This window comes from Mangrovicoccus ximenensis (genome assembly GCF_003056725.1).
Taxonomy (GTDB): Bacteria; Pseudomonadota; Alphaproteobacteria; order Rhodobacterales; family Rhodobacteraceae; genus Mangrovicoccus; species Mangrovicoccus ximenensis.
The window spans coordinates 96,614-110,125 of sequence record NZ_QBKZ01000017.1 but is presented as its reverse complement, the minus strand read 5'-3'; the positions used below and the strand labels follow the sequence as shown (position 1 = coordinate 110,125).

At 68.9% G+C, this 13,512-nt stretch carries 14 protein-coding genes and 4 pseudogenes; 12 read left to right on the top strand and 6 right to left on the bottom strand.

The features are described from left to right. Positions 1-3 precede the first annotated feature (3 nt). The gene (locus C7T91_RS24275) at positions 4-1,089 is read right to left on the bottom strand and encodes a 2-hydroxyacid dehydrogenase (RefSeq protein WP_456237857.1); all 1,086 of its coding nucleotides are present in this window, start codon (positions 1,087-1,089) and stop codon (positions 4-6) included. 270 nt (positions 1,090-1,359) lie between these two features. Between C7T91_RS24275 and C7T91_RS33905 the strand changes: the two genes are divergently transcribed. The 8 genes from C7T91_RS33905 (at position 1,360) to C7T91_RS31840 (ending at position 6,596) form a co-directional block, all read left to right on the top strand. Beyond that, positions 1,360-1,830 carry an NAD(P)-binding domain-containing protein gene (locus C7T91_RS33905; protein WP_269102472.1) on the top strand — a complete coding sequence of 157 codons (471 nt, stop codon included), beginning with the start codon at positions 1,360-1,362 and terminating at the stop codon, positions 1,828-1,830. Then, entirely contained in the window at positions 1,776-2,228 is a 453-nt protein-coding gene (locus C7T91_RS24270; RefSeq protein ID WP_201742244.1) for an NAD(P)H-binding protein, read from the top strand. The genes C7T91_RS33905 and C7T91_RS24270 overlap by 55 nt, the downstream gene beginning before the upstream one ends. Before the next feature lie 68 nt (positions 2,229-2,296). Further along, positions 2,297-3,436: a capsular polysaccharide export protein, LipB/KpsS family gene (locus C7T91_RS36890; protein WP_108261979.1), complete on the top strand. Its 1,140-nt coding sequence runs from the start codon at positions 2,297-2,299 to the stop codon at positions 3,434-3,436. Between the two features lie 40 nt (positions 3,437-3,476). Beyond that, the gene (locus C7T91_RS38700; RefSeq protein ID WP_330848883.1) at positions 3,477-4,085 is read left to right on the top strand and encodes a hypothetical protein; all 609 of its coding nucleotides are present in this window, start codon (positions 3,477-3,479) and stop codon (positions 4,083-4,085) included. 268 nt (positions 4,086-4,353) lie between these two features. Further along, the gene (rplS, locus tag C7T91_RS24255; RefSeq protein WP_108261975.1) at positions 4,354-4,746 is read left to right on the top strand and encodes a 50S ribosomal protein L19; all 393 of its coding nucleotides are present in this window, start codon (positions 4,354-4,356) and stop codon (positions 4,744-4,746) included. Between the two features lie 11 nt (positions 4,747-4,757). Continuing rightward, entirely contained in the window at positions 4,758-4,979 is a 222-nt protein-coding gene (gene rpmE, locus C7T91_RS24250; RefSeq protein ID WP_108261973.1) for a 50S ribosomal protein L31, read from the top strand. 125 nt (positions 4,980-5,104) lie between these two features. Next, positions 5,105-5,881, top strand: coding sequence for a transglutaminase-like domain-containing protein (locus tag C7T91_RS24245; protein ID WP_108261971.1), 777 nt, complete (start codon positions 5,105-5,107; stop codon positions 5,879-5,881). 262 nt (positions 5,882-6,143) lie between these two features. Then, a complete protein-coding gene (locus C7T91_RS31840) occupies positions 6,144-6,596 on the top strand; it encodes a hypothetical protein (RefSeq protein ID WP_145963007.1) in 453 nt (150 codons plus the stop codon). A 53-nt stretch (positions 6,597-6,649) separates the two neighbouring features. Here the strand turns inward: C7T91_RS31840 and prfA are convergent. Together prfA and C7T91_RS24230 are read right to left on the bottom strand one after the other, a co-directional pair. Next, positions 6,650-7,552, bottom strand: a pseudogene (gene prfA, locus C7T91_RS24235) (peptide chain release factor 1); the annotation flags it as partial. Between the two features lie 44 nt (positions 7,553-7,596). Continuing rightward, positions 7,597-7,848 carry a DUF1499 domain-containing protein gene (locus tag C7T91_RS24230; RefSeq protein ID WP_108261967.1) on the bottom strand — a complete coding sequence of 84 codons (252 nt, stop codon included), beginning with the start codon at positions 7,846-7,848 and terminating at the stop codon, positions 7,597-7,599. 385 nt (positions 7,849-8,233) lie between these two features. Between C7T91_RS24230 and C7T91_RS24225 the strand changes: the two are divergent. Then, positions 8,234-8,573: pseudogene (locus tag C7T91_RS24225) on the top strand (MazG nucleotide pyrophosphohydrolase domain-containing protein); the annotation flags it as partial. Between the two features lie 260 nt (positions 8,574-8,833). Here C7T91_RS24225 and C7T91_RS24220 read toward each other — a convergent pair. Both C7T91_RS24220 and C7T91_RS24215 read right to left on the bottom strand, forming a co-directional pair. Then, positions 8,834-9,664, bottom strand: a pseudogene (locus C7T91_RS24220) (acetoin utilization protein AcuC); the annotation flags it as partial. Positions 9,665-9,735: 71 nt separating this feature from the next. Beyond that, the gene (locus C7T91_RS24215; RefSeq protein ID WP_108261965.1) at positions 9,736-10,257 is read right to left on the bottom strand and encodes a glutathione peroxidase; all 522 of its coding nucleotides are present in this window, start codon (positions 10,255-10,257) and stop codon (positions 9,736-9,738) included. A gap of 210 nt (positions 10,258-10,467) precedes the next feature. On the opposite strand from C7T91_RS24215, the gene C7T91_RS24210 reads away from it, so the two are divergent. From C7T91_RS24210 to C7T91_RS24200, 3 genes are read left to right on the top strand one after another with little or no spacing between them, the layout of a single operon-like run. After that, positions 10,468-10,905: an NUDIX hydrolase gene (locus tag C7T91_RS24210; protein ID WP_236638474.1), complete on the top strand. Its 438-nt coding sequence runs from the start codon at positions 10,468-10,470 to the stop codon at positions 10,903-10,905. A 55-nt stretch (positions 10,906-10,960) separates the two neighbouring features. Further along, entirely contained in the window at positions 10,961-11,422 is a 462-nt protein-coding gene (locus C7T91_RS24205) for a DUF1178 family protein (RefSeq protein ID WP_108261961.1), read from the top strand. A gap of 10 nt (positions 11,423-11,432) precedes the next feature. Then, positions 11,433-12,089, top strand: a complete 657-nt coding sequence (locus tag C7T91_RS24200) for an SDR family NAD(P)-dependent oxidoreductase (protein WP_108261959.1) — start codon at positions 11,433-11,435, stop codon at positions 12,087-12,089. A gap of 1,219 nt (positions 12,090-13,308) precedes the next feature. Here the strand turns inward: C7T91_RS24200 and C7T91_RS38695 are convergent. Then, positions 13,309-13,440: pseudogene (locus C7T91_RS38695) on the bottom strand (hypothetical protein); the annotation flags it as partial. Positions 13,441-13,512 lie beyond the last annotated feature (72 nt).

The window sequence follows — 13,512 nt, the reverse complement described above, 5'->3', positions numbered from 1 at the left end:
AATTCACAAATCCCCGCTCGCGCCCGGCCCCGGCTTGGGGCATAATGTGTCTAGTTGTATAGTATAGCGGGAAGTTGTCGAGATGCAAAGCGCGAACGCGGAGCGGCAGGCCTGGATGGGCCTCTTGGCGAAGGCGCCGCCGGGACGGGCGGCCGGGCTGCTCGATGCCGCGATGGCGCGCCCCGCCTTTGCCTGGCTGCGTGCCCCCGAGACCGGCAGCGTCATGGTCGTCTCGACCGTGCCCGAGCCCTGATGCGGCTGCAGCACGACGTTGCCGAGCGCGCGGAAGCGCGGGTCGATATCCGGCTCGTTGAGGAACACGTCGAGCGCGGCGCCGCCGATCGTGCCCTGCTCCAGCGCGTCGAGCAGCGCGGCCTCGTCCACCGTCGAGCCGCGCGAGATATTGACCAGGACGCCGCGCGGCCCGAGGGCCGCCAGCGCTTCGGCGCCGACATGGTTCTCGGTTTCCTTGCCGCCGACCAGCGCGATCACCATCCAGTCGACCTCGCGCGCCAGCGACACCGGATCGGCATGCCAGGTCCAGCCGGGCGTGTCCTTCTCGCTGCGCGAGGTGTAGTGGATCTCCATCTTGAAGGCGGCCAGCCGGTCGGCGATCTCGCGCCCGATCCGGCCGAGGCCGACGATCCCCGCCTTGCCGCCGGAGAACTTGCGGTTCAAGGGCAGCGCGCGCCCGGCCCAGTCTCCCGAGCGCACCAGCTGCGACCCGGCCTCCAGGTCGCGCGACAGCGACAGCATCATGCCGAGCGCCAGGTCCGCGACATCGTCGTTCAGCACGCCGGGCGTGTTGGTGACTTTCACGCCGCGCGCATCGGCGGCCGCCACGTCGATCGCGTCATATCCGACGCCGTAATTGGCAATCACGCCGAGCGCCGGAAGCGCGTCCATGGCCGTGCCGCCGAAGGGCGCGTGGCCCTTGTAGGCCACGGCGCGAAGGCTGGCGCGCGCGGCTTCGGGCAGGCCGGAAATCTCGTCGGGGCTTGCGGCGAAGGCCGAGGCATGGGCGGCCTCGAGGCGGCTGCGCTCTTCGCCGGAGAACGGTCCGCAGATCAGCAGGACGGGGTCGCTCATGGTCATCTCCTCCTTTGCCATGGCCCGCGCCTGGCGCGGCAGGACCAGCACTAGCCGAAATGGTATACCATTTTCAAGTCCCTCCGCGCCTTGGGGGCGCGTCACAGATATTCACTCCGATCTGTAAAACCCTGTTATTTATCGGCGCAAGCGATGTGAGAATGTCCTTCTGTGTGACATCATGTGAATAACTGTTAAAATACCTTTGCAATCGTGAAATTTGTGTTACTTCCTGTGCCGAACCGATCAGCCACTGGTGGAGAAATCGATATGGACGTGCCTTCCGGATACCGCGCTTGCGTCGTCGGCCTGGGATCTATGGGGATGGGCGCCGCGCTGTCCTGCGTGAAGGCGGGGATCCCGACCTGCGGGATCGACCTGTCGGAGGCGCGCCGCGCCGAATTCCTGGCCGCAGGCGCCGAAGCCGTGGCGGCCTCCGCCGCCGAATTCGAGGGCAGCTTCGACGCGATGATCGTGCTCGTCGTGAATGCCGCCCAGGCCCGCGCGGTGCTGCTGGGCGAGAAGGGCGCAGCGGCCAAGATCAAGGCAGGCGGTGCCGTCATGGTCAGCTGCACCCAGTCCGCCGAGGACGCCAAGGCGCTGGCCGCCGATCTCGAGGCGATCGGCGTCGCCATGCTCGACGCGCCGGTTTCGGGCGGCGCGGCCAAGCGGTCGCGGGCCATGACGTGGCGGTGTTCTCGGCCGGCGCGGCGGGCAGCGGCCCGGAACGCACGCAGATGATCGACGGGCAGGGGCCGGTGAAGCTGATCGAGGCGGCGCGCCGCACCGGGCTGCGCCGCATCTACCTGGTCTCGGCCTTCCCCGATGCCGGGCGCGGCAAGGAGCCGCTGCGCGAAGGCTTCGAGAACTACATGCGGATCAAGAAGGAGGCCGATGCCGCCCTGGCGGCAAGCGGTCTCGACTGGGTGATCCTGCGGCCCGGCACGCTGGTGCATGAAGAGGGCGACGGCAATGTCAGCCTCGGCCTGGCGCTGACCTATGGGGCGGTGGCGCGCGGGAACGTGGCGCGGGTGCTGGCCGGGTTGATCGGCACGCCCGCGATCCGCCGCGAGATCCTGGAGCTGACCGATGGCGGAACGCCTGTCGATCAGGCGGTGGCGGCCATCCTGCGCGATTGAGCGCCCGCAGGCTTTGCCAATTTCCGCCGCGCCTGCTAACCCCCGATTGCAAAGTGCGGAGACCGGCTATGTTCTACTATCTCAAGGATGGCGACCCCGAGATCGACGGGATGATGGCCTCGGTCTGCGCGATGGGCGGCAAGACCGCCTGCGTATCCAAGGTGCGCTGGCGGTTTTCCGACTATCCCGAGACGGCGGCGCGGGCGGCGGAGTCGCTCAAGCATGCCAAGCACCAGAGCAGTTCCAAGCACACGCGGGCGTTGAAGACGGCGCTCTATTCGGCGCAGTACAACGGCTTCCGCCGCTTGTTCGAGCGCGACCCCGAAGCGGTGGCGGTCGCCTGGAACGGGCTGACGGGCACGCGCCGCGCCTTCATGTCGGCCGCCAAGGATACCGGCACGCCGCATATCTACATGGAGCGCGCGCCGCTGCCGGGCCGGGTGACGGTGGACGAGACCGGCGTGAACCAGGTCAACGGGCTGGCGCGCGAGATCGGCTTCTACCGCGATTGGGCGGATGCCGAGAACGGCCATGGCGGCGGCTGGCGCGCGCTGAAGGACATCCTGGTGTCGCGCAAGGCGAAGAAGCGCAGCGATGTCGGCCAGACCGATGCGGCGGCCGATCTGGCGGCGGCGCCCTTTGTGTTCTGCCCGCTTCAGGTGCCGGACGACACCCAGATCAAGATGTTCGGCGGCTGGGTGCGCAACATCAACCGCTTCATCGACCTTCTCGAGCTGGCGGCCGAGCATCTGCCCGAGGGCTGGCACCTGCGCTTCAAGGAGCATCCGAGCTCCAAGATCCCGCTGACCGAGTTCCTCGAACAGGCCGCGGCCGCCCAGCCCGGCAAGATCGTCATCGACAACTCGACCGACACCTTCCAGCAGGTCGCCGCCAGCCGCGCGGTGGTGACGCTGAACTCCTCGGTGGGGCTTCAGACCTTCTGGTACGACAAGCCGGTGCTGGTGCTGGGCGAGTGCTTCTTCCGCATGCCCGAGCTGGTGACGCCGGTCGAGAGCCCGACCCATCTGATGCGCAGCTTCGCCGCCATCGAGGAGGCGGGCTTCGACCCGGATGCGCGGGACGTGTTCATGAACTATCTCGACCGGGTCTATTATCCCGAGATGATCCGCGAGGACGGCAAGGCTTCCGTCGCCCCGGAGAAGGTCCTGCCGAAGATCGAGGCCGCGCTGGCGTCACGCCGCCGCTGAGGCGGCGTGCCAGCCGGAGGTGTGCCGCCGCTGAGGCGGCGTGCCCGCTAGGGGGACGTGCCGCCGCCGGAGCCGCCGCCGCGACCCAGAGCTGCGCATCGTCGCCCCAGACCGCCGCCTCGGTGCCTGCCGCGGCCAGCGCCTGTTCCAGCGCGTCATGGCCGATCCGCAGACCGGCGATCTTCGACATGCGCGATTTCCGCCCGGTGATCCGGTAGAGCCCGTCTGCGCCGCGCAGCGCCAGGTCGCCGGTGGCCAGCTCCTCCGTTTCCGGGCCGCGCAGAAGGTCGGCGGCATCGGCGGCATAGCCCATCATCACGTTGGGGCCGCGATAGACCAGCTCGCCTTCGGCATCCGCCGCTTCGATCAGGGCGCCATCCGCGCAGCGCAGCGCCAGATGGCCGCCGGGGATGGCACGGCCGATCGCATCCGGGGCGGAGGCGGCCAGCGGGCGGGCGTGGTCCCGGGCATGGCCCGCGCCGACGTCACCGCAATGCTCGGCCCGGGCCATCCCGGCGCAGGCATCGCGGAATGCGGCGCCTACCGCTACGACGCGGAGGGCACCGAGCGCTACATGCATGTCTGGTACGAGCGCGACCGCGTCGCCCGCGTCACCACCGCGCCCGGCCCGGCCTGCACCGCCCCCTGAAAAGCCACGGCAAATCCGCCGGGCTGCGGCATTCCGCGCTTGAAAACCGGGGCGCTTGGTGTCATAGCACGCCCACTTCCGACTCGTGCCGTTATCCGATGCGCGCCCTCTTCTTCTGACGGCGCCGGACCGGCAGTTCCGGGACGGAGCTGCAACAAGCAAGACGACCCATCTCCCGCGGGCGCCGAGGCGGACCCGACAGAAGGCGCGGAGCTCTGGGACGGCATCACCTTCACGGAATAACCGTGAGCCAGACAGGAGAGATCAGATGGATCTGATCGCACAGCTGGAGGCCGAACAGATCGCCTCCCTCGGGAAGACCATTCCCGACTTCAAGGCGGGCGACACCATTCGCGTCGGCTTCAAAGTGACCGAAGGCACCCGGACCCGCGTCCAGAACTACGAAGGCGTCTGCATTTCCCGCAAGAACGGTGCAGGCATTGCCGGTTCGTTCACGGTCCGCAAGATCAGCTTCGGCGAAGGCGTCGAGCGTATCTTCCCGCTCTACTCGACCAACATCGAGAGCATCGAAGTCGTGCGCCGCGGCCGCGTGCGCCGCGCCAAGCTCTACTACCTGCGTTCGCGCCGCGGCAAGTCCGCCCGTATCGCAGAGGTCACCAACTACAAGCCGAAGGCCGCCAAGGCCGGCGCCGAGGCGTAAGGACCGGACCGATGAAAGCAGACATCCATCCCGAATACCATCTCATCAACGTCAAGATGACCGATGGCACCATCATCCAGATGAAATCCGTCTGGGGCAAGGAAGGCGACACGCTGGCGCTGGACATCGATCCGCTGGCGCACCCGGCATGGACCGGCGGCAACACCCGCCTGATGGACCAGGGCGGCCGCGTTTCCAAGTTCAAGAAGAAATACGAAGGCCTCGGCTTCTGAGCCCTGCCCCTTCCGATTTCGAGGCCGCCCCCCGGGGCGGCCTTTTGCTTTGGGGCGACAAATTTCGAAACCTCTGCCAGCCTCGCACGTAGACTCTGCGGGGGCAGCAGCAACGGAGACCAGGCATGAAGATCGGCATCGACGTGGCCATGGATTACGAGCTGGGCGAGGAATGCGTGGTATTCCTGACCCTCGAGGCGGCCGACACCGACGGCCAGCACGTGCTGGAGAGCCGCCTCGACATCGAAGGCGCGCTGCTGTCGCGCATCCCGGGCGAAAGCGGCATCGGCACCCGCGTCGTGGCGCGGCTCGACAGCCCGCTGATGCGGCTGGCCTATCGCGCCGAGGTCGAGATCACCCGGCAGGACCGGCCGCTCGCAGAGATGGACGCCACGCCCTGGCATGACCTGCCCGCCGAGGCGATGACCTATCTGCGGCCCAGCCGCTTCTGCCAGTCGGACGTGTTCGAGACCTTCGCAAGGCGCCGCTTCGGCGATCTCGAGGGCGGCGCCAAGGTGGCCGCGATCCGGAAATGGGTGGCCGACGAACTGAGCTACGTGCCCGGGGCCTCCACCGGGACGACGACCGTGGTCGACACCTTCACCTCGCGCCAGGGCGTCTGCCGCGACTACGCCCACATGGTCTGCGCGCTCTGCCGCGCCGCGGACATTCCGGCACGCTATGTCTCGGTCTATGCGCCCGATGTCGATCCGCCGGATTTCCATGCCGTGGCCCAGGTCTGGCTGGACGACAGCTGGCACATCGTCGACCCGACCGGCATGTGCCGCCCGGAAAGCTCGGTGATCGTCGCGGTGGGCCGCGACGCCTATGACGTCGCCTTCATGGAGAACCGCGGCAACGCCCAGCTGCTGTTCCAGTCCGTGGGGGTCCGCGCCGCCTGACCGCGGTGCGCAGACTTCTGGATTCGGCGGCAAGGCTCGACTACCCTCGGGAAAAGATATTTCCAGGGAGTTCCGATCATGCGATTTTCTGCCCTCTTCCCGGCCGTCATGGCGGCGGGCCCCGCACTCGCCGCCACGCTGGAGCCCGCGCCGGTGCTTCCCTCCGCCCTCACCCTGCAGATCAGCGACGCCCGCAGCGCAGGCCCGGCCAGCGCGACGAACAATTTTGCCTCGCCGGTCGCCGATGCTTCCGGGCTCTGGATTGCCGACCAGACCGGCACGCTCTACCGCGCCACCGCAGGCGGCACCGAAGCCGTGCTGCGGGCCTCGGACCTGCCGGCCGGCCTCGTGCCGAACAGCCGCGTGGCCTTCGAGAGCGCTCGACCGGGCGCAAGCGCTGATCGAGCGCGCCGGCCCCGGCACGCCCGACCTGTTCCGCCGTTGGTTCGACATCAGCCTGCTGACCGACAGCGAGGACCGCGCCTGTGCGGCGCTGGAAGCCAATCCGGGCATCGTGCCGAACCCGATGACCCGGGTCTTCTGCCTGGCGCGCGAGGGCCGCTGGACCACCGCCGCGCTGACGCTGGAAAGCGGCCGCGCGCTCGGCGACATTTCCGAAGCCGACCATGCGCTGCTGTCGCGTTTCCTGGACCCCGACCTTTTCGAGGGCGAGCCGCCGCTGCTGCCGCCCCGGCAAGTCACGCCGCTGTCGTAGAGCGTCAGGTTGATGCGGTGGTCGGTGACCCTGCCCTGCGGGAAATTGTAGGTGCGGATGCGTTCCGAACGGTCGCCGGAGCCGACCTGGCTCTTGCGGTCCGCCGCGCGGGCGCTGTCGGCGCGCTGGCGTTCGAGGTCATAGAGCCGCGTGCGCAGCACCTGCATGGCGATGGATCGGTTCTGGTGCTGGGATTTCTCCGAGCTGGTGACGACGATGCCCGAGGGAACATGGGTGATCCGCACGGCGGAGTCGGTGGTGTTGACGTGCTGGCCGCCCGCCCCGCTGGCGCGCATCGTATCGATGCGGATGTCGTTCGGGTCGATCTGGATGTCGACCTCCTCGGCCTCGGGCAGCACCGCGACGGTCGCCGCCGAGGTATGGATGCGGCCGCCCGACTCGGTTTCCGGCACGCGCTGCACGCGGTGGACCCCCGATTCGAATTTCAGCCGGGCAAACACGCCCTCGCCCGCGACATGGGCGGTGACTTCCTTGATGCCGCCGAGCTCGGTCTGGCTTTCCTCGAGGATCTTGAAGGTCCAGCCCTGCGCCTCCGAGAAGCGCTGGTACATGCGGAGCAGGTCGCCGGCGAACAGCGCCGCCTCCTCGCCGCCGGTGCCGGGGCGGATCTCGATCATCGCGGGACGGGCATCGGCCGCGTCCTTGGGCAAGAGCGCCAGCTGCAGCGCATGCTCGGCCCCGGGCAGCTCGGCCTTCAGCCGCGGCAGCTCCTCTTCGGCAAGGGCGCGCATCTCGGGATCGGCCAGCATTTCCTCGGCCTCGGCCATGTCGGCCACGAGGCCGCGCCAGGCCTGGATCTGGCCGACGACGGGCTTCAATTCGCTGTATTCGCGTGACAGCCGGACGATGTCCCCGGGCGCAGCGCCGCTGGCGAGCTTCGCTTCGAGGAATTCGAACCGGCCGAGGATCTGGTCTAGCTTGTCTTCGGGTATCATNGGATCGGNCAATGCCCAAGCCCGCGGGCGCCGTCAAGTCCGGCTCAGGCGATCTCGCCGAGCCAGTCGAGCACCCGCTGGCGGTTCACGCCGAGATCGTAGGAGCCGAAGCGCAGCCGCGAATAGACGGCGAGCTTCGCCCCGCCCTCCGCCGGCCAGGCAATGACCGAGATATAGTCGGGAAAACCGAAGAGCCGCGAGCGCGCCACATAGGTGACATGGCCCTCGCCGGNGACTGCCCGCCAGCCGCTCGACCCGCGNGCGCAGCCATCGCCACCGCGTNCGAGCCGCGCCATGACCTCNGGCCGGGCTGCCGCCGAATTGCGGCGCCGCCCCGTCCGAAGGCGCCTCNGTCACGCAAGAGGAAGCCGCCATCCGCCCCGNGGATCGACCGCGACCNCGCGNGATCGACGNTGCCANGATGCGNCGGATCGCTGGGCGNCGAACCGGACATAANAGCGAGAAGAGGACGGCCACNGGCCACGCCGATGGCCGCGAATATGGTCACGAGTCGCATGGAACACCCCCAAGTGTTCCGCCAAGACTATCCTGAAATGCCGCGCGGTCCCCCCCGNGACGGCGCGGACCAATTGTCCCATACGCNAGCCGGAGCCTTCCNCATGANGCGACCGCGACCCGATCTTCGACACCCAGGACGGCCTGCCCCGGCTTCTCGAGATCATGCGGCGGCTGCGCGACCGCGAGACCGGCTGCCCCTGGGACATCGAGCAGGATTTCTCGACCATTGCGCCCTACACGATCGAGGAGGCCTACGAGGTCGCCGACGCGATCGAGCGCGGAGCCTGGGGCGAATTGCAGGGCGAGCTGGGCGACCTGCTGCTGCAAACCGTCTATCACGCGCAGATGGCCGACGAAGCCGGGCTGTTCGATTTCCAGACCGTCGCGGGCACCGTCGCGCAGAAGATGATCGACCGCCATCCGCATGTCTTCGGCGGGGAGAGCCGCGAGAAATCCGCCGAGCAGCAGACCGCCGACTGGGAGACGATCAAGGCGGCTGGAACAGGTGATGCAGGGCGACCTGGCCGAAATCACCGATGCGCTGATCGCCTCCGACCAGGCCGCGCGGCTCGCCGAGCTCGACGCATGAGCGCAAAGGTCGGCGAGGTGATGCGCGCGGGCATGGCCCGGCTCGCGGCCGCGGGCGTGGCCGATCCGGCCCCGCTCCTGCCCGTTGCGCCACCAGCGCAGCTCCCGGAGAACCTCCTGCGCCCCGCCGGGCAGCCGCCCGGGCAGATCGCGCCCGTCGAGCTCCGCCCAGAGCCGGGTCCAGAGCCGTCCGACTGACCACGGATTGTAGCCCCCGCCCCCGGTCACCATCAGCCGCGGCGCCAGCGGCCGGATCGCCCGCAGCATCGCGACATGGGCGTTGTTCGACAGCCCGAGCCGCGACAGCGGGTCTTCCTCCACCGCATCGGCGCCGCATTGCAGGATCACCGCCTCGGGGCGGAACGCGCCGAGCAAGGGCAGCACCAGCGCCTCGCGGATCAGCGCGAATTCGTCGTCATTGAGCCCCGAGGGCACCGGCAGGTTGAACACGTTGCCCGCGCCGCGATCTTCCAGCCGCCCGGTGCGCGGCCAGCGGTTGGCCTCGTGCACCGAGATCATCAGCACGTCCGGATCCTGGCCGAAGCCGTGCTCCACCCCGTCGGGATGATGCGCGTCGATGTCGATATAGGCGATGCGGCGGAGGCCCTGCGCGCGCATCGACAGGATCGCGATGCAGAGATCGTTGAGGAAGCAGAAGCCGTTGGCGCGGTCCGGCATGCCGTGATGGGTGCCGCAGCCCGGCGCATGCACCACGCCCCCGGCCTTCAGCAGCGAGGCCGCAAGCATCGCCGCGCCGCAGCCCGTCGCCGGACGACGGAACATTTCGGGGAAGACCGGATTGTTCGAAGTGCCCAGATGGAACCGCGCCTGCACCTCCGGACTCACGCTCTGCTCGGCCTCGGCCCGGACCAGCGCGGCGACATAGTCCGGATCGTGCCACATCGCGAGCCCCGCGGGCGTCGCGCGCGGGCTCAGCCGGTACTGGCCGGGCGCCAGCCAGCCGAGCGCCCGCACCATGTCCATCAGCGTCGACACCCGCGGCACCCGCAGCGGATGCCAGGTCCCGTAGGAGGAATGGCGGTAGATTTCCGATCCGATGAAGACAGGCGGCGCGCTCACCCGTCCTTCGCCAGCTCCGCCTCGATCGGGCCGGTGATCTCCGGCGAAAGCGGCTCGGTCCGCGAGCCCCAGGTCGCCACCACCCGGCCGTCGCGCCCGAGCAGGACCTTGTTGAAGTTCCAGGACGGCTCGAAGCCGGTTTGCTCGCGCACCCAGCGGTAGAACGGATGGGCCTCGTCGCCGCGGACATGGGTGATGTCGGCCATCGGCAGGGTCAGGCCGAAGACCACGGCGCAGAATTCCTTGACCTCGCCGCCGCTGGCCAGCTCCTGGCGGAAATCGTCGGAGGGCACCGCCAGCACGACCAGCCCGTCATTGCCGTAGCGCTCGTGCAGATCCTGCAGGCCTTCGTATTGCGGGGTATAGCCGCAGCGCGAGGCCGTGTTGACCACCAGCACCGGCTGGCCGGTCCAGGCCGAAGTGTCCAGCTCGCCGCCGTCGATATTGGCGAAGCTGAAGGCCGCGGCCATGCCGGGAACGGCCAGGGCGGCGGCAGCTGCTGCTAGGATGCGGATCATCTCTGGCCCTCCATGTCTCGACTGCGAACCTAGGCCGGCCTCCGGTCAATTCAAGCCGGCGTGACCGCGCAGGCAGATACCTCATGGACAGGCCCGGGATTGCGGCCATACTGCAGCTGCAAAAACAACAACGACTCGCAGAGCTGTCGGGCAGGCACAATGACATTCCACCGCATCGGGCAGGCACCCATCTCCCTGGATACCTCGAAAATGCGCGAGGTCCGCTCGCAATTCGGGGCGTTGTGCTACCGGCGCAGCAAGGGACGCGTGCAGATCCTGCTGATCACGTCGCGCGGAAAGGGGCGCTGGATCATTCCCAAGGGCTGGCCGATCTCGGGCCGCACCCCGGCGGCAGCGGCCGGGATCGAGGCCTATGAAGAAGCCGGAGTCGAGGGCAAGGCCCATCCGCTGTGCATCGGCATCTATGGCAGCCGCAAGGCCGGGATGCCCTGCGTCGTGGCGCTCTACGCGGTCGAGGTGAGCGACCTGCGCCGCCGCTATCCCGAGGCCGGAGAGCGCAAGCGCCGCTGGGTCACGCCGAAGGAAGCCGCCAAGCTGGTGGAGGACGAGGGGCTGGCGCAGATCCTGGCACGGTTCCGCCCCGAGGCGCTGCCGGCGGCCGAACGGATCAAGGTTCCCGGAAGTTGATCTTTTACCTTGTTGCCTTAAGTAGTACGCTCTTGCTGTCCAATCCGGTGCCGAAATGATCCGTTACGCCCTGAAATGTTCCCAGGACCATGGCTTCGAAAGCTGGTTCCGATCCGCGGAGGATTTCGAGTCGCTTGCCGCGGCCGGGCAGCTGGAATGTCCCGCCTGCGGCAACCGCAAGGTGGCGAAAGCGCTGATGGCGCCGCGGGTGACGGCCTCCGAGAGGACATCCGAGGCCGGGGACGGAGCACAGCCGCAGGCCGAGGAAACCATGCCCGCCGGCGCCGCCATGCCGCAGGAGGTCCGCACCGCCATCGAAAAGCTGCGCGCCGAGGTCGAGGCGCATTCCGACTATGTCGGGCGCAGCTTCGCCGCCGAGGCCCGGGCCATCCATGACGGCGAGAAACCCAGCCGCGCGATCCATGGCGAGGCCAATGCCGAAGAAACCCGGGCGCTGCTGAAGGACGGGATTCCGGTCGTCCCCCTGCCCTTCCGCGACCGGCGCGGCACCAATTGAGGGAGCGCGCATGGCCATCCTGATCACCGGCGCGAACCGCGGGATCGGCAGGGGGCTGCGCGACCATTACGTCGCGGCGGGCGAAACCGTCTACGGCACCGCCCGCGGCGAGCTTCCCGTGGAGGGCAGCTGGCTGCATCTCGACCTGACCGATCCCGGCGGCTTCCCGGCGCTGGCCGAAGCGCTCGACAGCGTGCCGATCGACCTCTTGGTCTGCAATGCCGGCGTCTACCGCGACAAGGGCATGAATCTGGCGACCGGCTATCCCGCCGCGCTCTGGGCCGAGACATTCGCCGTCAATGTCACCGGCGTCTTCCTGACCGTTCAGGCGCTGCTGCCGAACCTGCAGATGGCGCAGGCGCCGCGCGTCGCGGTGATCACCTCGGCGATGGGGTCGAGCGCGCGGGCGCCGGGCCATTCCTATGCCTACCGCGCCTCGAAGGCCGCCGCGACGAACCTCGCGCGCAACCTCGCCGCAGATCTGGAGCCGATCGGCATCGCGGTGGGCGCCTACCATCCGGGATGGGTGCGCACCGACATGGGCGGCAAGGACGCCGATATCGACCTGGCCGACTGCGTCGAAGGGCTGGCCGCGCGCTTCGGAGAACTCGACCTCGCCCGCACCGGGGCCGTCCTCACCCATGACGGAACGCCGGTGCCGTTCTAGCTCCGCCGGGCGCGGCAGCCGGCAGCGTTCCGGCACGCCCCTCCAGCCGTGCGGGCGTTCCTGTTGCTTGCCCCTGCCTTTCAATGCCCGCCCTCCGGCAGGCACCTCCGGATCCGCGGTCGGCGCAGCGCATGCCCGCGAGATACCGGCCGGAAGACATCCGATCCGCCGATGGCGCCGGCCTGCCCGGCACCGGCCAGTGGAAAGGCAGGGCCTTCATCAGCGGGCGGTGCAAGCCGTTGCGGGATGCGCTCTGCCTGCTGCCGTCGTCGCAATGCGCTGCAACTCTGGCCTCAAGGCCAGACGCGCCCAGCTCCGCGAGGCCGGGAAACCCGCAAAGTTGCCATCGTCGCGCTCATGCGAAAGCTCCTGCCCACCGCCAACGCTCTGGTGAAAGCCGATAGGCTGTGGACCCCAAAAGCCACTTGCGCATGACGGATGCTCGCTTCCGAACGAGGCTTCGATCCGGCGCCTCGTCGGCGCGATCCTGATGGAGCGGACCGAGGAATGGACCGTGCAGCGCGGCCGATGCCTGACGTTGCCGTCTTGGGGCCCCCGCCGTCAATCCGGAATCTGCGCGGCAAGGCTGCCGCAATTGCCGGGCTGGCTGCGGAACGCGAGGCACGGGCGGCGCGGAGACACCAGATACCGGAGCGCTGCCCGCGCCGACAGCCGCGTTGGGCCTGTGCAGCGCCATGTGCTTCTTCCCCGGCGCCGTCAATCCCGCTCCCAGTCCCTTGCCGGTGTCAGGCTTCCATCCGTGGCCAGCCCATGGGCTGCCTGCATGATGCCGGCGAGATCGGTTCCCGGGCGCCCATCTGGAAAACGCGCCCGGACGGAACGTCCGGCGGCAGCGCCATATCCGGCGTCGCCGGAAACCGCGTCCCGGCAGGGACTTCGCCGAGGCGGGACGGAGCCAGCCAAGAGCTGGCCTTCTCCTTTTTCCCGTTCCGGTTGAAGTCTCGGGCGGCGGCCGGGACCGGATCCCTCTGCAGGCGGAACTCGGTACCGTCCAGCCACATGCGATGAAGCAGTGAAGGCGGCCGTGGCCCCTGCGGGGCCGCGAAAGCGCCTGGACGCCGATCCGCCGTGCCATGGCGACCGCGGTGCGCTTCGGGCCGCGGCGCCGGGCAACCTGCATGCCCCACGCCTTGAGCCGGCAGGGCCTCGCGTGATGCATCATCACGGTGGCGGCGCCGAAGAGCGCCTTTCGCAGCGCGGCATCCCCTGCCTTGGTGATCCGTCCGACGATATCGCGCTCTCCGGACTGCTCGCGCCGGGGTACTGGCCGGCGGAGGCGTCGCGGGCGCTCGGCGATCCGGACGATTTCGGCGCTTGGCCGGTGCAGCACCGCGACTGGCTGGCGCGCCGCCAGCGCGCGCTCGGCCGGCTCGCCGCAGAGACCTGACCAAGGAGGAGACAG

Bases quoted from the DNA above. Each gene is read 5' to 3' on its own strand.
- C7T91_RS24275 (WP_456237857.1), bottom strand. From the start codon at position 1,089: ATGAGCGACCCCGTCCTGCTGATCTGCGGACCGTTCTCCGGCGAAGAG.
- C7T91_RS33905 (WP_269102472.1), top strand. From the start codon at position 1,360: ATGGACGTGCCTTCCGGATACCGCGCTTGCGTCGTCGGCCTGGGATCT.
- C7T91_RS36890 (WP_108261979.1), top strand. From the start codon at position 2,297: ATGTTCTACTATCTCAAGGATGGCGACCCCGAGATCGACGGGATGATG.
- rplS (WP_108261975.1), top strand. From the start codon at position 4,354: ATGGATCTGATCGCACAGCTGGAGGCCGAACAGATCGCCTCCCTCGGG.
- rpmE (WP_108261973.1), top strand. From the start codon at position 4,758: ATGAAAGCAGACATCCATCCCGAATACCATCTCATCAACGTCAAGATG.
- C7T91_RS24245 (WP_108261971.1), top strand. From the start codon at position 5,105: ATGAAGATCGGCATCGACGTGGCCATGGATTACGAGCTGGGCGAGGAA.
- C7T91_RS24215 (WP_108261965.1), bottom strand. From the start codon at position 10,257: ATGATCCGCATCCTAGCAGCAGCTGCCGCCGCCCTGGCCGTTCCCGGC.
- C7T91_RS24210 (WP_236638474.1), top strand. From the start codon at position 10,468: ATGCGCGAGGTCCGCTCGCAATTCGGGGCGTTGTGCTACCGGCGCAGC.
- C7T91_RS24205 (WP_108261961.1), top strand. From the start codon at position 10,961: ATGATCCGTTACGCCCTGAAATGTTCCCAGGACCATGGCTTCGAAAGC.
- C7T91_RS24200 (WP_108261959.1), top strand. From the start codon at position 11,433: ATGGCCATCCTGATCACCGGCGCGAACCGCGGGATCGGCAGGGGGCTG.